Origin of the sequence: Burkholderia sp. HI2761 (assembly GCF_002223355.1) — a bacterium.
Classification (GTDB): domain Bacteria; phylum Pseudomonadota; class Gammaproteobacteria; order Burkholderiales; family Burkholderiaceae; genus Burkholderia.
In genome coordinates, this window is record NZ_NKFN01000007.1 from 2,306,096 (window position 1) to 2,322,931 (window position 16,836).

Genomic DNA, 16,836 nt, shown 5'->3' on the forward strand with positions numbered 1-16,836 from the left:
CGGGTTTTCCCTTAAATTTACGTCTGTCTCCTCCATGTCTCCAAACATGGATTCAGCCCGCTCAAGCAGCGGGCTTTTTTATTGCCTGCGTGGATTGCGGGGCCACATCGTTTTCCGTTCCGGCTAGCCCGTCGGACGCGCGCCGGCTGGGCGTGGCCAATAGTGAAGCGCCGCACATATCAGCACGACCGCCACGACCACTATCAGCAGCAGGTACAACCAACCCTTCCTGGTCGACGGCAGGTCCGTCACGGCGCCGACGTCGCCCGTCAGCGCCGCCAACACGACCACCGCGAGCCCGGCCAGTATCAACGTCCCCTTTGCCACCCATCCGAAAGCAGCCTCGAGTCCGGCCGCCCATCGCGACTGACGATACGGTCCGGTAATCGGCCGGCGAAGATCGGGCTTACCCATTCGTCATCTCCCTACCGGCATGCGCGTATCCGCGCGTCGTGCGGCAGACGCTGCGGAACACATGAATTCGGATGTTGTGCAGATGAGTAACCGCTGCGACGCGGCGTGCACACACTGGATCGAGAAGCGTCATGTTTTTTCTTTCGCGAGACGAGGTTCGACAATTCGATCCGTTTGGTGAAGCCGAATCGATATCGTTCGATACGACGAGTATCGCCGGAAACACGATCCGCTCGCGTCGCCCAATCCGGATCGGCCGGCTTATCATTGACCGGCCCGCCACTTCCCGCCGAGGTCACCTTGCACGCCCATCTGCGCATTGCCCGCCCGGTCAGTAACCTCGCCCGCACCGAGCGCATGTATCGCGACGCCCTCGATCTGTCGGTACTGGCGCGCTTCGAAGATCACGACGGCTTTTCCGGCGTGATGCTCGGACGCGAAGGCCTCGACTATCACTTCGAGTTCACGCACTGCCCCGATCATCCGATCGCGCCGTCGCCGACGCCCGAAGACCTGATCGTGTTCTACCTGCCCGATCGTCCGGAATGGGAAGCCGCGTGCGAGCGCGCGACCGCACACGGCTTCATGCCGGTGACGTCGTTCAATCCGTACTGGGAAATATCAGGCCAGACCTTCGAGGATGCCGATGGCTACCGGATCGTGTTGCAGAACAGCACGTGGCGCTGACAGTCAAACGCGCGTGAGCCGTTACGAGCCGGCGTGGCTGCCGGGGGCGGTAACACGTCCGCATTCGCCGGTCGCCAACGACGCAGCGTCGGCGTTCTGCATCGACTCGATGGCGTGATCGTCACGGGAGTACGGAACGGACGGACGCCGCGCGCAATGCAGCTGATGCCACGGATCCGGAATCGGAATTGGAACGAATGAGGAGGGAATCGAGATCGTCGCTTGTATCGGCGACGATCGGACAAACAGATGACGAGAAACGGGCGCCGGCGCGCCCGTTCTGGTTACTCGTTTTCTTCGAAGTAATGTCCGAACTTCGTCTGCTTCGTGCGGATATAACGCTCGTTTTCCTCGCGCACGGGCACCGCGAGCGCCACGCGCTCGCAGACGGGAATACCGTGCTTCACGAGCGTATCGAACTTCTTCGGATTGTTGCTCATCAACCGCACCGACGTCACGCCGAGAATGCGCAGGATCGCAGCGGCCGAGTCGTATTCGCGGGCGTCGTCGGGCAGGCCGAGATCGAGGTTCGCCTCGACGGTGTCGCGCCCCTGCTCCTGCAGCGCGTACGCGCGGATCTTGTTGCTCAGGCCGATGCCGCGGCCTTCATGGCCGCGCAGATACAGCAGCACGCCGCGGTCTTCGGCCGCGATGTAACGCAACGCGAGATCGAGTTGCTCGCCGCAATCGCAGCGGTACGAGCCGAACACGTCACCGGTCAGGCATTCGGAATGCAGCCGGGTCAGCACGGACTGCTCGCCGGTCACGTCGCCCATCACGAGCGCGAGATGTTCGGCATCGCTGCCCGATACGCGAAACGCGTATGACGTGAACGTACCGTAGCGCGTGGGCAGCGACGCGGTGGCAACGAGCGTCACGCACTCGTCGGCCTGGCCATTGCCCGGCGTGGGCGATTGGGGACGCGAAGACATCATGAATTCAATCGAAACGTTCAGGAATGTAGGAGTTGTGTGGATGGTGCGTGACGGGAGTTTACCGCTAATCTGGAAACGTCACGCGACTGCCGCCGCCCGCCCGGCTATACTGGGCTCACCGGGTGACGCGCATCACGCCCCGCCTGCCCTGCATCGACCTGCACACGGAGAAAGCGAATGAGCACGACTGTCGCGCAGATTCTCAAGGCCAAGCCGGATTCGGGCCGCACCATCTATACCGTCACGAAGACCGATCTCGTCTACGACGCCATCAAGCTGATGGCCGAAAAAGGCATCGGTGCTCTGCTGGTCGTGGACGGCGACGACATCGCGGGTATCGTCACCGAGCGCGACTACGCGCGCAAGGTCGTCCTGCAGGACCGCTCGTCGAAAGCCACCCGCGTCGAGGAAATCATGACGGCGAAGGTGCGCTACGTCGAACCGTCACAATCCACCGACGAGTGCATGGCGCTGATGACTCAGCACCGGATGCGCCACCTGCCCGTCCTCGACGGCGGCAAGCTGATCGGCATCATCTCGATCGGCGACCTCGTGAAGAGCGTGATTGCCGATCAGCAGTTCACGATCAGCCAGCTCGAACACTATATCCACGGCACGCCCACCGTCACGTCCGCCTGATTCGCCCCAGCAAAAAAGGCCCAAACGCGTCAGCGTCTGGGCGGAAAGCCGCCGGCATGCGGCGACGGAGGTTCTGCTCCTGCGGGCGAACGACGCGCGCCACCGGCGCGCGTCTCGTCAATTCAGCGGTGCGCTCGGGCAGACCCGGGGAACGTTCAATCAGTTACCGAAGTAGACCGAGTTCACGGGATTCGGCGCTTCCCGCGTCGCCCGGCGGCCGCCTTGCGCGGCACCCGTCGCCACGGCACCGTAACCGCTCGTGTCCGCTTGCGCGAGCATCGGCTGGTTCGGCTGGATACGCTGCTCGGCCGCCTGGACGTTGCTCGGATATTGCGAATCGCTCGCCAGCGGCTTGTAGCCGTTCTGCTCGAGTTGCACGAGTTCGGCCTTGACCTGATCGCGGGTCAACCCCTGCTCGGACTGCGCGAACGATGCAATCGGAGCGGCAAGGACGGATGCGGCGATGGCTGCGTAGATGATCGACTTCATGATTTACCTCCGGAATATGTTCTCTTTTGACGTCGCCTCGGCAGGACTCTGTCTGAAGCGATTGAATTCAGTGTAGTGCGCGCGATTCCAAGGGGAAACCCTTAGTTTGAATATACAGCGTTGCGTTTTTGGAAAAAATCGCCCACTGTTTCCGGACAGGGCCATTGCAACTTGCTTCATCTACACAACAATCGCTGACGAAAGGCCAACAGTCAGATCACATGGCCGGAAGGTTGTGTTGTAGAATCGTAAGGTTTTATTCGCCAGTCGATAGTCCATCCACATGTACGCGCTCACGCCCCCTTCGGTTTCGACGTCCGGCCCGGCCGGCGTGCGCGCGCGCGCCGGCCAGCCGGCGCATCCCCTCGCTCGACGCACGGCCCAGGCGCCGCTCGCCCCTGCCCGGCGCCTGATCTGACCGCTCGGTCTCCACCCGGAGCCAGGTTAGACAGGCTCCGGGCGATCCTCATAGGCACGCCACGCCTGCCCCTGCCGATCATTTGGAGAACCACCATGAAACAACGCCTTTACCAGCTGACCGAACTCGACGTCGCTCGCCTCGAAAAGCACGCCGAACACAACCCGCGCTTTCAGACGATGCTCGACACGCTGCTCGAACGCGCCGATATCGTCCAGCCCGACGCCATCAAGGCGAACGTCGTCACGATGAACTCGCAAATCACGCTGCTCGACGAAGCAACCCAGGAGCAGGCTACCTGGACGATCGTTTATCCGGACGCCGCCAACCTCGAACTCGGGCGCCTGAACGTCTTCTCGCCCGTCGGCATGGCGCTGCTGGGCACGCAACGCGGCCAGATGGTCAAGGTGATGCAGCCGAGCGGCGCCGAAAAGCTGATGAAGGTTGCCGAGATCGTGTTCCAGCCGGAAGCCAATGGCGAATACACGCGCTGAGCCATCGGCAACCAGCGCCGCGACGCGGGCGCAGAACGAAAAAAGCGAGGCACCGGCCTCGCTTTTTTGTGTCCGGACGATCCGGATTCCCGTCATCGCATTCGGAAGACGAAAAAAAGGCGCCCGAAGGCGCCTTTTCGATGCTGCGAAGCGGGTTACCCCGCCCGTCACGCTTAGAAGCGGTGACGCAGACCAACCGTTGCTGCGGTTTGGTTGATCGACGAGCTCGGCAGGTTGTTGTTGAAACCGTCGCCGTTGTAGATCGATGCGCCAATGCCGTTCTTCGCTGCACGCTGGTACACAGCTTGTGCGTAGACGTCCGTGCGCTTCGACAGTGCGTAGTCAGCTTGCAGGCCGAACTGGTTCCAGTGCGTGCTGCCGTTGTTGATCTTCGCGTTCGTGTACGTGTAAGCAGCACCCAGGCCGAGAGCCGGCGTCAGGTTGTACTTCGCGTTGACTTCGTAGTTGTCGGTGCGCAGCGTGCCCAGACCAACTGCGTTGTTGTCCAGACGTGCTTGCGTCCATGCAGCGCCGACTTGTGCCGGGCCGAATGCGTAGCCAGCAGCAGCACCGTACGTGCGGACACGGCCTTGGTTAGCGATGCCACCGATCGCCGACGACGTTGCGCCGTTTGCGTTCGTGCCGTCACCCAGGTTCGCTTGCGAGTATGCAGCAGCCAGCTTCAGACCTTGGAACTGGTATGCAGCACCCGCGCTGTACGCACGGTTGTTGCCGAAGTTCGTGTTGTTCGAGAACGAGTACGTGCCGCCGAATTGCAGGCCAGCGTAGTTCGCGCTCGTGAACTTGATCGTGTTGTTCTGTGCGACATCGCCGTTCGTGCTCAGACGGTCGAGGTTCAGCGGGTGCGCGAAGTACGTGCCGCCCCACGAGCCCGTTGCCGTCAGCGGTGCCAGGTAGTCTTGCGTTGCGTCATACTGCTTGCCCAGCGTGACCGTGCCGTACTGGCTCGACAGGCCAACGAAAGCCTGGCGGTTGAACATGCCGCCGTTGCCGTTCGCGAAACGGCCGTTACCGATGTTGAAGCCGCTTTCCAACGTGAAGATTGCCTTCAGGCCGCCACCCAGGTCTTCCGAGCCACGCAGGCCGAAACGGCTCTGGTCAATGCCCGAACCCATCGCCCAACGCGACTTGCCAGCTTGGCCGAGTGCCGGCTGGACGTTGCTCGTGTAGGTGATGCCTGCGTCCAGCACGCCGTACAGCGTGACGCTGCTTTGCGCGTGAGCGACGGTAGCGAACGATGCTGCAGCTGCTGCAACGATCAGAGTCTTGTTCATTCGTGGAGCTCCCTTCTAAAAAGAGGCAGGTCTCGCGACCTTGTTCATAAACGGTCTTCAACCGCCCGGGAGCGCCATCGGTCCTGCTGGCGGCGCCCGGATAGTTGCCCGTTTGGGAACCGTGAGTTTAGGGGTGTACCCTAGGGGAGCGATCCGCAAATAAAGAAATAAGCTTTTCCAGAACTAGAAATAATGAAAGTGGGGCCGTGTCATAAGTATTTGTTTTAACGTTTGTTTTTGACTTCTTGACGGGGCCTTTTTGGAGGCTTTCATCGCACCATTCTTACATGTCATCGTCTTGACGGTTGCATAGAAACAACAAACGGATTCGGTTCAGCACCCCAAATCGGCAATTTGTACCTAATCCGACCTCAAATATTGGCCGTCCCGCATCTAAAAACTCCCCCCGTCGACCCTAAACGGGAGCCACGCGCGTCTCACCGCGAGATCCATCAGCCGCCAGAAAGAGAAAGGCGGCTCGCGCCTGCCGTGACACTCGGTAACAGCCTTGACCGCCCGCGTAACCCGGCGGGCGTACCGGCAGGCTAATGTAAGGTGGTCTCGAATACAGAACAGGAACCGCGATGAATCGACGCTCGCTGCTGCGCGCCATCGGATTGACCGCCGCCTTTGTCGGCACTGGCTGGCTGCGCGCCGCCTCGGCCCAGCCCGCCCCGCCCGTGTACCGGCCGTCCGGCCCGAACCGCGTTCCCGGCGGCCCGCCCTACGCGGATCGCCCCGGCTTCGCGCCGCCGGCGGCACGCCACGACCGCCGCCCGCCGCCACCCCGGCCGCACGGTTATATATGGACGGACGGCTACTGGCGCTGGCAGCGCGGCCGCTATATATGGGTGTCCGGCCGCTGGGTCGCACGGCGCCCCGGACGCCGCTGGGTGCCCGGCTACTGGCGCCGCCAGGGACCGGTGTGGGTCTACGTCGACGGTTCGTGGCGGTGAGCAGCGGCTCGGCTCCGGCCGATTTAGGTCCGGAGCCGAGCCGCACGCGAGAATCGGCGTCACCCGCGGTCGCTCGCACATCCCTCCACGCATCGTCAGAAGGAAAACGCTACATGTCATCGTCCCGCTCCCCCGTTCGCGCCGTTGCCGCATTCGTTTTGCTGGCCGCATCGACGGCTGCGCTGGCCGCCGGCCCGGCCGCACGCGACCTGGCCGCCGAGGAAGCCAACCGCCAGCTCGTGCTGACGTTCTACGACCGCTTCTTCAACCGGCATGAAGCAGTCGAGGCCGCCGCCGTCGTCGCGGACGATTACAAACAGCACAACCCGCACGTGCCGGACGGCAAGAAGCCGTTCGTGTCGTATTTCGTCGGCGCATTCCAGAAGAACCCGGCATCGCGCGCGCGCATCGTCCGCAGCGCGGCCGACGGCGATCTCGTCTATCTGCACGTGCATGCGATCGAGCGTCCGGGCGATCGCGGCGAAGCGGTGGTCGACATCTTCCGCGTGAAGGACGGCAAGATCGTCGAACACTGGGACGTGATTCAGCCGGTACCCGAAACGTCCGCGAACCGGAATACGATGTTCTGATGCGCGCGGCCGGCGCGCGGCACGTTCGCGCAAGCCCGCGTGATCGAAACGTGCTTGCGCGGCGAAGCCGTGTACGCCGCGCCCGGCTGCGCCGTCCGACGCGCGAACCGGGCCGCCGTCACGCGACGTCGAGCGCCAGCACCTGCTCGGTGGTCAGCACGTCGCCGAACGTGTCCGACAGTGCGGCCAGCGTCGCGCGATGGAGGTCGCGGTGCGGCACCGTGCCGCCGTCCGCGACGTCGAGGTCGCGCGTCGCACAGGCATCGTCGACGACGATCACCGCATAGCCGAGCGGCACCGCATCGCGTGCCGCGCCGGCCACGCACGCATGCGTCATCAGGCCGGTGACGATCAGCGTGTCGATACCGGCCGCCTTCAGCCGCGCATCGAGGTCCGTCGTCGGGAATACGCTCACCGACGTTTTCTTCACGACCGCGTGAGCGGGCGCCGGCTGCAGGTCCGCATGAAAGCGGAAGCCGTCGCTGCCGTCGGCGAAGATCGGGCTGTCGGCCGTACCGACGTGCTGGACGTGGAACACCGGAATGCCCGCGCGGTCGGCGAACGCGATCACGCGTTGCGCATTGCCCAGCGCACGCGGCCCGTCCGGAATCGGCAGGCGGCCACTGAAGTATTCGTTCTGGAAATCGATCACCAGCAGCGCGGTGCGGGCGGCGGCAATGGACGTCGGCGCGCTCGCGCCGGCCAGGGTACGGATGGTCGGATGTTGCATGGCATGCCCTCTCGGTTGGCACATTGGCGGAACGGCGCGCCGGGCCTTCCGGCGCCGCCGGACGCGGCCCGAAACCTCCCCGGGCCGCGACGCGCCAGTGTCGGGCCGCACGGCGTGACGCGACAGCGGCGCGCGGGACAACGTCCGACAGGATCGGGCCAACATGCATGCGCGCCACCTACGACGGCACGGCCGTTCGCGCGCCCGGCCGCGTGCGGCCGTACGCGACCATCATCGCGAAGCTGAGCAGGAAACCCGCGCCGCCGATCAGCAGCAGCCCGATTTCGCCGAATACGGGCAGCAGGTTCGTCAGCGCGCCCGTCACGACCCACGCGAGCGCCATCACCGAGCCCGCGACGCCGAGCGCCCAACCCTGCCGATCGTCGCCGACGGCATCGGAAAACGCCGTATACATCGTCGTGTACGCAACCATGTCGAAACAGCCGACGACCATCGCGAGCGCCCACAGCACCGGTTCGTGCGGAAACAGCGCGGACAGGATCTGGCCAAGGCCGGCCACGAGCAGGCCCGTCTTCGCGATCTCGATCACGCGCCACACACGCAGCATCAACCGCACGACGCACAACAGGCCGAACACGAAGCAGATGCCGATCACGCCGCTGAACAGCCCGAGCCGCGCGCTCGTATAGCCGAATTTCGCCTGCAACAGCAGCATGATGGTCTGCAGATAGAGCCCGTAGCCGACCTGCATCAGGAAGAACACCACCGACAGGAACGCGACGTCGCGCTGGCGCGCGGCCTCGCCGATGATCCGCAGCGGCAGCAGCGGATCGATGCGCGTATCGTTGCGCGGCGCGACGCAATCGCGATACGACGCCCAGGTCCAGCACGCGCAGATCAGCGACAGCACGGTGACCAGCGCGAACGGCGTGCCGTAATCGAACAGCGGCGAGATCGTGCGGTCGGACGTGACGCCGCCGAGCACCGGGCCAACGATCACGCCCGCACTGAACGCGAGCGACATGATGCTCATGTTGTGCGCCTTCGTGTCGGGCGTGCTGAGATCGGTGATGGCCGCCTGCGCGATGCCCTGGCAGCCGGCCATCAGGCCGGTGAGCCTGCGGCCGGCCAGCAGCAGCGCGATGCTGGCATGCCACGCACCGGCCGCCATCATCGCGTAGCCGAGCGCGAGGCCCAGCACGCACAGCAGCAGGATCCGACGGCGGCCGTAGCGATCGGACAGCTCACCCATCAGCGACGAGCCGAAGAACATGCACAGCGGATAGATCCCGTAGCCGAGACCGAGACAGAAATTGCGCGCGTGCGCGCCGGCGTCGGCCGGCAGGATGCCCGCGTGCGGATCGCCGAAGATGGCGGACATCATCGGATAAACGAGCCCGAACCCCATCGCGTCGAGCGCGATGGCGAGCAGACAGGGGCCGAGCAGTTTGTAGTCGAGCCGGGACATGGCGACCTTCCGGACAGAGTGGACGATCGCCCAAGCGTCATGACCGGGCGGCGGCCGCGGTAGGCCGCCGGACGCGATGCTGAGTATCGGCTCGCGCGATACCCCGCATGCGGCGCGCGCCGACGGATCGCCGTCCCGGCCGTGCGGCCGCTATTTGACGCTCAGCGGCTCGCCCTGAAACTGCCGGCGCGCGACCACGCACGGCGCACCGTCGTGCATGAACACGCTGGCGAGCAGCCCGAACGACGCCGCGAACAGCACGTACCACGCGGGCGCGACGGGCGACCCGCTCACACGCGTCAGCCACGTGACGATGAACGGCGCGAAGCCGCCGAATACCATCACCGCGACGTTGTACGCCAGCGCGATGCCGGTCGAGCGCGAACGGGTCGCGAACTGCTCGGCCAGCGTGGTCGGTGCAGGGCCGTAACAGATGCCGATGATCGCGCAGATCACGAGTTGCATCACCAGCAGGCGTCCGATGCCCGGCGCCGCGGCCAGCCACGAGAACAGCGGATACGTGACCGTCAGCAGCGCGAACGTACCTGCGATCAGGACGGGCCGCCGGCCGACACGATCGGAAACGATCGCCGCAACCGGAATCGTCACCGTCAGCAGCACGACCGCCACCATCTGCACCTTGAACACCTGGTCGAGCGGCAGCCCGAAGGCCTTGTGCACGAACGTCGGCATGTTCACGAGCATCACGTAGAACACGGCCGTACCGGTGATCGTCTGCCCCATCGACACCAGTACGCCGCGCAGGTTGTCGCGTAGCACGCGCGACACGCTCGCCGGCGGCTCGAGCGTCGACTTGCCCGCATCGAGAAATGCCTCCGTCTCCTCCATGTGCCGGCGGATCCAGAGCCCGACCGGCCCGATCAGCAGGCCGAGCGCGAACGGCACGCGCCAGCCCCAGCTGTGCAGCGCTGCCTCCGACAGCGACTGCGTGGCCCACGCGCCCAGCGCGGCGCCCGAGAACACCGCGAGGCACTGGCCGATCAGCTGCCACGATCCGTACAGCCCGCGCCGGTGCGCGGGTGCGCTTTCGACGAGAAACGCAGTCGCGCTTGCATATTCGCCGCCGGTGGCGAAACCCTGCAGCAGCCGCGCGACGACGATCACGACCGGCGCCGCCGGGCCGATCGCCGCGTACGATGGCGCGAACGTGATCAGCGCGATCGACAGCGTCATCAGCAGGATGATGAGCTGCATCGCGGCCTTGCGGCCCTTGCGGTCCGCATAGAGCCCGAGCAGGATGCCGCCTACCGGACGCATGAAGAAGCCGACGCCGAACGTCGCGAGCGACATCAGCAGCGACGCGTACTGGCTCTCGGCGGGAAAGAACACCCGCGCGATGATGCCGGAGAAGAACCCGTAAACGATGAAGTCGTACCACTCGAGGGTATTGCCGACGACGGCGGCAATCACCTGCCGCCGTCGCGAATTCCGACGTGAGTCGCGCATGCTTGTCTCCCGCAGTTTCGTGGTGCCGCGCCGCATGCGTGCGCCCTCGGTGACGGGTATGGGCGGCCCGGCTGTTCGCATCGCCACCGATGCGGGACGGGCACGACGGCCCCTCCCTTCCCGCGCACGATCGGCGTGAATCGATCATAGGGACGCCGAAAACCGGCATCAATCAATGCCCGCGGCAGATGATTAGCCGGAGATTAAATGTTGTTTCCGCAGGCATCGACGCGCGAAACTCCGGTCATTCGCTCATTGTTGAGGCCGCGGTTCTGCGGCAGAATCGTCGACCGCCCTTCCCGTCGTTCGTATCATGCGCAACCGCATCAACGAAGAGATCACGTTTCGCAAGCTCGAAGTGCTGCTCGCGTTCATGGAAGCCGGCAGCCTCGCTAAGGCGGCCGAGGCGCTGGGCATCAGCACGGTCAGCGTGCATCGTGCGCTGCATACGCTCGAGGAAGGGATGCACTGCGCGCTGTTCCGCCACGAAGGGCGGAACCTGATTCCGACCGACGCCGCGCAAGTGCTCGCCGAAGTCGCAGGCGAAGTGCTCAAGACGATGACGGCCGGGATCCGTTCGACGCGCGAGGCGGCCGGCTATGGCGCGGGCCAGTTGAAGATCGGCTCGCTGTATTCGCTGACGATCCGCACCGTGCCCGAAGTCGTGATCGCGCTGAAGGAGCGCCGCCCCGACTTGCAGGCCGAACTCGTGCTCGGCTCGAACGCCGACCTGCTCGACAAGCTCAGGCACGGCGCGATCGACGCCACGCTGATGGCGTTGCCCGAACCGGACGCCGAGATCGAATCGATCGCGCTGTTCGAGGACGAGATGTTCTTCGCCGCCCCGGTCGATTCGCCGTATGCGCAATGCGATGCGGTCGATCTCCACGCATGCGGCGCCGAGCCGTTCGTGTCGCTCGGCGAAGGCTTCGCGACGCACCACGGTTTCACGGAGGCGTTCCGCGCGGCCGGCGTCACGCCGAACGTCGTGATGCGGGTGGGCGACATCTTCTCGCTGATCAACCTCGTGTCGGGCGGCGTCGGCTGCTCGCTGCTGCCCGGCCGCGTGCGCGACCTGTTCGCGCATCGGATCACGCTCGTGCCGCTCGCCGGAGCGACGATCCGCCAGACCTTCGGCCTGAGCTTCCTGCATCGCCGCCAGCGAGACCCGAACCTGCTCGCGCTCGCGACCGTCTGCCGGTTGACGGTCAAGGGGCCGAACGCGCGGTAACGCGTCGAGCGCTTCGCCCGCTTTTCAGCTCGCGCACGTATCGCGTCGGGGCACCGCACGGCTCCGCACGCCGCCCGCATGCGGCGTTCTCGTCCGTTGGATGGCACGAAGCGCGCGCTTTGTCGCGATCACGGCCCAGGCGGCGCGGGCGATCCGATGTCAATGCGTCGCCTCGGCCGTCGGCGTGCGGCAGGCGATCAGGCCCCGTTGAACGGCCGGCCGCGCGGCGATATCGGCAAACCAGCGCTCGACGTGCGAAAAGCCCGCAACGTCGAGATCGAACTCGGCCGCCGTGCGCAGCCACGCAAACGCCGCAATGTCGGCGATCGAATATCGCGACGACGCGAGATACGCCGCGCCGCACTGCTCGCGCTACTTCCCCGACTGGGCGAGCGGGCCTTGCGCGCCCTGCCCCGCGCCCGACGGCCAGCCGCCCGCGAGCGCCTTGTACAGCGCGACCGTCGACGCCGCGCTGCGCATCCTCCCGTCGGCCGCCGCATCCTGCGCCTGCAGCAGCGTCCGCTGCGCGTCGAGCACTTCGTAGTAGTCGATCGCGCCGGCCGAGAAGCGCGTCTGCGCGAGCTCTGCAGCGCGGGCGCTGTCGTCGGCCGCGCGCACGAGATGCGCGGTCTCGTCACGCGTGCGGGCGACACGCAGCAGCGCGTTCTCGGTTTCCTCCAGCGCGCCGAGTACGGTCTGCCGGTACTGCGCGAGCTGGCCGGCCGCTTCCGCGTCGCTCGCGGCGATCCGTGCACGCACACGGCCGACGTCGAGGAACGACCAGTCGATGCCGAGCGCGATCAGGTTCGTGTCGCTGCCCGCTCGGAAGAACCCGTAGCTGCTCGTCGCGCTGCCGAGCAGCCCGGACAGCGTGAAGCGCGGGAACAGGTCGGCGGTCGCGACGCCGACGCGCGCGGTCGCCGCATGCAGCCGCGCCTCGGCGGCCGCGACATCGGGGCGGCGGCGCAGCAGGTCGCCCGGCGTGCCGGGATCGATGTCGGCCGCGAGCGCCGGCAGCGGGACGGGCATGCCCGTCGGCGCGGCCGTCTTCGGCAGGTCGAACCGGCCGATCAGCGCATCCGGCGTCTGCCCGGTCAACACCGCGAGCCGATGCTCGTCGACGCCGATCGCGGCTTCGTACACCGCGATCCGCGAGGTCGTCGATTCGTACTGCGCGCGTGCTCGCGCCGCATCGAGTTCGGAGCCTCGACCCGCGCCGACGCGCGCATTGATCAGTGCGAGCGTCTGCTTCTGGTTGTCGGCGTTCTCGCGGGCGATCCGCAACCGCTCCTGCGAGCCGCGCAGATCGACGTACGTACTCGCGACTTCCGCCGCGATCGCGACGCGCACCGCGCGTACGTCGGCCGCGCTGGCTGCCGTTTCCGCGCGCTGCGACTCGATCGAGCGGCGCACGCGGCCGAACAGGTCGAGTTCCCACGCGGCATTGATGCCGACGCTCGACGTCGGCGCATCGCGCTGGCTGCGCGGCGCGCCGAACGCCTGATCCTTGCTCATCAACTGATGGCCGATCCGGCCGCTCGCGGTGAGCGTCGGATAGCGGTCGAACGTCGCCTGCGACAGCAGCGCGTTGGATGCGTCGTAGCGCGACACGGCGACCTGCAAGTCCTGGTTCGCCGCGAGCGCCGCATCGATCAACCGTGTCAGCACCGGATCGCCGAACCCGCGCCAGAACGTGGCATCGGCGTCGGCCGACGCGTCGGGCGGCATGTCGACTGGCGTCGCGTCGGGCTGGGTCGCCGGATGGACGTCGCGTGCGAACCGCGCGGCGGTGGCCGTGTCGGGCCGTTTGAAATCGGGGCCGACCGCGCATGCGGCGAGCGTCACCGACATCGCGAGCGCGGAAAGACGGAAAGCGGCGCTCATCGGTTTTCTCCTTCGAGGGTGCCGTGCTGTTCGCGCCAGACGGCCGGCGTGCCGCCCGCGAGCTTGCGGATCGCCACATAGAACACAGGGGTGAGGAACAGCCCGAACAGCGTGACGCCCAGCATCCCGGCGAACACGGTGACGCCGGTGGCCGCCCGCACCTCGCTGCCCGCGCCGCTGCCGATCAGCAGCGGCACCGAGCCCGCGATGAACGCGACCGACGTCATCACGATCGGACGCAGCCGCAGCTTGCATGCTTCGAGCGCTGCCTCGACCGCACCCTTGCCCTGGATCTCGAGCTCGCGCGCGAATTCGACGATCAGGATCGCGTTCTTGCACGCCAGCCCCATCAGCACGACCAGACCGACCTGCACGAACACGTTGTTGTCGCCGCCGGACAACCACACGCCGAACAGCGCCGCGCACATGCACACGGGCACGATCAGGATCACCGCGAGCGGCAGCGTCCAGCTCTCGTACAGCGACGCGAGCACCAGGAACACCAGCATCACGGCCAGCGGGAATACGACGAGCGCCGCGTTGCTCTGCGTGACCTGCTGGTAGCTGAGATCGGTCCATTCGAGCGTGATGCCCGGCGGCAGCACGTCCTTCGCGATCTGCTGCAGCTTCGCGATCGCCTGCGACGACGACATCGCCTTCGGGTCGGCATCGCCGATCAGGTCGGCGGCCGGATAACCGTTGTAGCGGACGACCGGGTCGGGGCCGTACGCAGGCCCGACCGTCACCATCGAGCCGATCGGCACCATCTCGCCCTTCGCGTTGCGCGTGCGCAGGTTCGCGATGTCGGCGGCCGTCTGCCGGTGGCCGGCATCCGCTTGCGCCATCACGCGATACACGCGGCCGAACACGTTGAAGTCGTTCACGTACATCGAGCCGAGATAGACCTGCAACGTATTGAACAGATCGGTCAGCGCGACGCCCTGCGCCTTCGCCTTGAGCCGGTCGACCTTCACCTCGAGCTGCGGGATGTTCGCCTGGTACGAGCTGACGGGGTAGCTCATCCCCGGCGTCTTCGCGACCGCGGCCTGAAACGCGACGAGCGCCTTCTGCAATTCGCCGTAGCCGAGCCCGCCGCGATCCTCCAGGTACAGCGAGTAGCCCGAGCCGTTGCCGAGACCCTGGATCGGCGGCGGCATCAGCGCATAGGTGATGCCGCCGTCGATCGCCGCGAAGCGCGCGTTCAGGTCCGCGTTGATCTGCGCGGCACTGCGATGACGCTGGTCGAACGGCTTCAGGATCACGTACGAGTTCGTGATGTTCGGCGTGTTTACGCCCTGCAACGCGTTCAGCCCGGCGAATGCCGGCACCATCTCGACGCCGTCGGTGCCGAGCGCGATCTTCGTCATCTGCTCGGTCACCGCGCTGGTGCGCGCGAGCGACGCGCCTTCCGGCAGCTTCGCCCCCGCGAACAGGTACAGCTTGTCCTGCACGGGAATGAAGCCGCCCGGCACCGCGTTGAACAGCAATGCGGTCGCCGCGAGCAGCGCCGCATAGACCGCGAACACCACGCCGCGCCGCTTCAGCGTGCGCGCGACGACGCCGTGATAGCGATCGGAGCTGCGTTCGAAGAAGCGGTTGAACGGATGGAACAGCCAGCCGAATGCGCGATCGAGCGCACGCGTCAGCACATCCTTCGGTGCGCCGTGCGGACGCAGCAGCTTCGCGGCGAGCGCGGGCGACAGCGTCAACGAGTTGATCGCGGAGATCACCGTCGAGATCGCGATCGTCACCGCGAACTGCTTGTAGAACTGGCCCGTGACGCCCGACATGAACGCCATCGGCACGAACACCGCGCACAGCACGAGTGCGATCGCGACGATCGGCCCCGACACTTCGCGCATGGCCTGGTGCGCGGCGTCGCGCGGGCTCAGCCCCCGAGCGATGTTGCGCTCGACGTTCTCGACGACGACGATCGCATCGTCGACCACGATCCCGATCGCGAGCACGAGCCCGAACAGCGTCAGCGTGTTGATCGAGTAGCCGAGCAGGTAGAGCCATGCGAACGTGCCGACCACCGACACCGGCACCGCGACGAGCGGAATGATCGACGCGCGCCACGTTTGCAGGAACAGGATCACGACGAGCACGACCAGCACGACCGCTTCGATCAGCGTGTGCTGCACCGCACGGATCGATTCGCGAACGAATACCGTCGGGTCCCACACGGGGCGGTACGCGACGCCGGGCGGGAAGCGCTTCGACAACTCGTCGAGCTTCGCGTACACGGCCTTCGCGACGTCGAGCGCGTTCGCGCCCGGCGACAGGAAGATGCCGACCACGGCCGAGTGCTTGTCGTTGAAATACGAGCGCAGCGTGTAGTCGCCCGCGCCGAGCTCGATGCGCGCGACGTCGGACAGCTTCACGACCTGGCCGTCGTCGCCGTTGCGCAGCACGATGTCGCTGAATTCCTGCACCGTGCGCAAGCGGCCGCGCACGTTGATCGACACGAGGAAGTCGTTTTTCTTCGGCGACGGCTCCGCGCCGAGCTGACCGGCCGACACCTGCACGTTCTGCTCGCGCACGGCCGCGATCACGTCGCTCGCGGTCAACCCGCGCGACGCGAGCCGGTTCGGGTCGAGCCACAGCCGCATCGCGTAATCGCCGGAGCCGTATACGCCGACGTCGCCGATGCCGGTGAGCCGCGACAGTTCGTCCTTCACGTGCAGCGTCAGGTAATTGCGCAGGTACAGCGAATCGCGGCTGTTGTCCGGCGAATAGAGGCTCACGTACATCAGCGGCGTCGGCGACTGCTTCTGCGTGGTCACGCCGTACTGGCGCACCTCGTCGGGCAGGCGCGACAGCGCCTGGCTCACGCGGTTCTGCACGCGCACGGCGGCCGTGTCGGGATCGACGCCCTGCAGGAACGTGACGACGACCTGCAGGCTGCCGTCCGAACCGGCGACCGACTTCATGTACATGATGCCTTCGACGCCGTTGATCGCCTCTTCCAGCGGCTCGGCAACCGATTCGGCGATTTCCTTCGGGTTTGCGCCCGGGTACGTTGCACGCACGACGACGCTCGGCGGCACGACTTCCGGGTATTCGCCGGCCGGCAGCATCGGGATCGAGATCAGGCCGATCGCGAAGATGACGATCGACAGCACGACCGCGAAGATCGGCCGGTCGATGAAGAATCGGGAGAAATCCATCGTATCGC

16 protein-coding genes are annotated in these 16,836 nt (G+C 66.0%); 6 read left to right on the top strand and 10 right to left on the bottom strand.

From position 1 onward, the window contains the following. Window positions 1-123: 123 nt before the first annotated feature. The gene (locus tag CFB46_RS28035) at window positions 124-414 is read right to left on the bottom strand and encodes a hypothetical protein (RefSeq protein ID WP_089501996.1); all 291 of its coding nucleotides are present in this window, start codon (window positions 412-414) and stop codon (window positions 124-126) included. 300 nt (window positions 415-714) lie between these two features. Between CFB46_RS28035 and CFB46_RS28045 the strand changes: the two genes are divergently transcribed. After that, window positions 715-1,101, top strand: a complete 387-nt coding sequence (locus tag CFB46_RS28045; protein ID WP_089501998.1) for a VOC family protein — start codon at window positions 715-717, stop codon at window positions 1,099-1,101. A 284-nt stretch (window positions 1,102-1,385) separates the two neighbouring features. On the opposite strand, the gene ribA is transcribed toward CFB46_RS28045, so the two are convergent. Further along, window positions 1,386-2,036: a GTP cyclohydrolase II gene (gene ribA / locus CFB46_RS28050; RefSeq protein WP_006480964.1), complete on the bottom strand. Its 651-nt coding sequence runs from the start codon at window positions 2,034-2,036 to the stop codon at window positions 1,386-1,388. 177 nt (window positions 2,037-2,213) lie between these two features. Between ribA and CFB46_RS28055 the strand changes: the two genes are divergently transcribed. Continuing rightward, a complete protein-coding gene (locus tag CFB46_RS28055) occupies window positions 2,214-2,675 on the top strand; it encodes a CBS domain-containing protein (RefSeq protein WP_027781007.1) in 462 nt (153 codons plus the stop codon). A gap of 159 nt (window positions 2,676-2,834) precedes the next feature. On the opposite strand, the gene CFB46_RS28060 is transcribed toward CFB46_RS28055, so the two are convergent. Beyond that, window positions 2,835-3,164, bottom strand: a complete 330-nt coding sequence (locus tag CFB46_RS28060) for a DUF4148 domain-containing protein (protein WP_089501999.1) — start codon at window positions 3,162-3,164, stop codon at window positions 2,835-2,837. A 513-nt stretch (window positions 3,165-3,677) separates the two neighbouring features. On the opposite strand from CFB46_RS28060, the gene CFB46_RS28065 reads away from it, so the two are divergent. Then, a complete protein-coding gene (locus CFB46_RS28065) occupies window positions 3,678-4,076 on the top strand; it encodes a GreA/GreB family elongation factor (protein WP_027781009.1) in 399 nt (132 codons plus the stop codon). 173 nt (window positions 4,077-4,249) lie between these two features. Here CFB46_RS28065 and CFB46_RS28070 read toward each other — a convergent pair whose 3' ends face one another. After that, window positions 4,250-5,371 (bottom strand): porin, encoded by a 1,122-nt coding sequence (locus CFB46_RS28070; RefSeq protein ID WP_089502000.1) that lies wholly within the window; start codon window positions 5,369-5,371, stop codon window positions 4,250-4,252. Window positions 5,372-5,955: 584 nt separating this feature from the next. On the opposite strand from CFB46_RS28070, the gene CFB46_RS28075 reads away from it, so the two are divergent. Next, the gene (locus tag CFB46_RS28075) at window positions 5,956-6,327 is read left to right on the top strand and encodes a YXWGXW repeat-containing protein (protein ID WP_089502001.1); all 372 of its coding nucleotides are present in this window, start codon (window positions 5,956-5,958) and stop codon (window positions 6,325-6,327) included. Window positions 6,328-6,440: 113 nt separating this feature from the next. Continuing rightward, a complete protein-coding gene (locus CFB46_RS28080; RefSeq protein WP_089502002.1) occupies window positions 6,441-6,917 on the top strand; it encodes a nuclear transport factor 2 family protein in 477 nt (158 codons plus the stop codon). Between the two features lie 118 nt (window positions 6,918-7,035). Here CFB46_RS28080 and CFB46_RS28085 read toward each other — a convergent pair whose 3' ends face one another. From CFB46_RS28085 to CFB46_RS28095, 3 genes are all read right to left on the bottom strand, one after another. Then, entirely contained in the window at window positions 7,036-7,647 is a 612-nt protein-coding gene (locus CFB46_RS28085; protein WP_027781013.1) for a cysteine hydrolase family protein, read from the bottom strand. A 178-nt stretch (window positions 7,648-7,825) separates the two neighbouring features. After that, on the bottom strand, window positions 7,826-9,076 hold the full coding sequence (locus CFB46_RS28090; RefSeq protein WP_152778028.1) for an MFS transporter: 1,251 nt from the start codon (window positions 9,074-9,076) through the stop codon (window positions 7,826-7,828). Window positions 9,077-9,226: 150 nt separating this feature from the next. Then, window positions 9,227-10,543: an MFS transporter gene (locus CFB46_RS28095; RefSeq protein WP_027781014.1), complete on the bottom strand. Its 1,317-nt coding sequence runs from the start codon at window positions 10,541-10,543 to the stop codon at window positions 9,227-9,229. Window positions 10,544-10,856: 313 nt separating this feature from the next. On the opposite strand from CFB46_RS28095, the gene CFB46_RS28100 reads away from it, so the two are divergent. Then, the gene (locus CFB46_RS28100; protein WP_027781015.1) at window positions 10,857-11,774 is read left to right on the top strand and encodes a LysR family transcriptional regulator; all 918 of its coding nucleotides are present in this window, start codon (window positions 10,857-10,859) and stop codon (window positions 11,772-11,774) included. A 159-nt stretch (window positions 11,775-11,933) separates the two neighbouring features. On the opposite strand, the gene CFB46_RS28105 is transcribed toward CFB46_RS28100, so the two are convergent. From CFB46_RS28105 to CFB46_RS28115, 3 genes are read right to left on the bottom strand one after another with little or no spacing between them, the layout of a single operon-like run. Then, window positions 11,934-12,101 carry a glutathione binding-like protein gene (locus CFB46_RS28105; RefSeq protein ID WP_373558213.1) on the bottom strand — a complete coding sequence of 56 codons (168 nt, stop codon included), beginning with the start codon at window positions 12,099-12,101 and terminating at the stop codon, window positions 11,934-11,936. 45 nt (window positions 12,102-12,146) lie between these two features. Then, window positions 12,147-13,658, bottom strand: coding sequence for an efflux transporter outer membrane subunit (locus CFB46_RS28110; RefSeq protein ID WP_089502004.1), 1,512 nt, complete (start codon window positions 13,656-13,658; stop codon window positions 12,147-12,149). Beyond that, a complete protein-coding gene (locus tag CFB46_RS28115; RefSeq protein ID WP_089502393.1) occupies window positions 13,655-16,828 on the bottom strand; it encodes an efflux RND transporter permease subunit in 3,174 nt (1,057 codons plus the stop codon). The genes CFB46_RS28110 and CFB46_RS28115 overlap by 4 nt, the downstream gene beginning before the upstream one ends. Window positions 16,829-16,836: the final 8 nt, after the last annotated feature.

Excerpts from the sequence above, each read along its gene's own strand:
- CFB46_RS28035 (WP_089501996.1), bottom strand. The coding sequence starts at position 414 with ATGGGTAAGCCCGATCTTCGCCGGCCGATTACCGGACCGTATCGTCAG.
- ribA (WP_006480964.1), bottom strand. The coding sequence starts at position 2,036 with ATGATGTCTTCGCGTCCCCAATCGCCCACGCCGGGCAATGGCCAGGCC.
- CFB46_RS28055 (WP_027781007.1), top strand. The coding sequence starts at position 2,214 with ATGAGCACGACTGTCGCGCAGATTCTCAAGGCCAAGCCGGATTCGGGC.
- CFB46_RS28060 (WP_089501999.1), bottom strand. The coding sequence starts at position 3,164 with ATGAAGTCGATCATCTACGCAGCCATCGCCGCATCCGTCCTTGCCGCT.
- CFB46_RS28065 (WP_027781009.1), top strand. The coding sequence starts at position 3,678 with ATGAAACAACGCCTTTACCAGCTGACCGAACTCGACGTCGCTCGCCTC.
- CFB46_RS28070 (WP_089502000.1), bottom strand. The coding sequence starts at position 5,371 with ATGAACAAGACTCTGATCGTTGCAGCAGCTGCAGCATCGTTCGCTACC.
- CFB46_RS28075 (WP_089502001.1), top strand. The coding sequence starts at position 5,956 with ATGAATCGACGCTCGCTGCTGCGCGCCATCGGATTGACCGCCGCCTTT.
- CFB46_RS28080 (WP_089502002.1), top strand. The coding sequence starts at position 6,441 with ATGTCATCGTCCCGCTCCCCCGTTCGCGCCGTTGCCGCATTCGTTTTG.
- CFB46_RS28085 (WP_027781013.1), bottom strand. The coding sequence starts at position 7,647 with ATGCAACATCCGACCATCCGTACCCTGGCCGGCGCGAGCGCGCCGACG.
- CFB46_RS28090 (WP_152778028.1), bottom strand. The coding sequence starts at position 9,076 with ATGTCCCGGCTCGACTACAAACTGCTCGGCCCCTGTCTGCTCGCCATC.
- CFB46_RS28095 (WP_027781014.1), bottom strand. The coding sequence starts at position 10,543 with ATGCGCGACTCACGTCGGAATTCGCGACGGCGGCAGGTGATTGCCGCC.
- CFB46_RS28100 (WP_027781015.1), top strand. The coding sequence starts at position 10,857 with ATGCGCAACCGCATCAACGAAGAGATCACGTTTCGCAAGCTCGAAGTG.
- CFB46_RS28110 (WP_089502004.1), bottom strand. The coding sequence starts at position 13,658 with ATGAGCGCCGCTTTCCGTCTTTCCGCGCTCGCGATGTCGGTGACGCTC.
- CFB46_RS28115 (WP_089502393.1), bottom strand. The coding sequence starts at position 16,828 with ATGGATTTCTCCCGATTCTTCATCGACCGGCCGATCTTCGCGGTCGTG.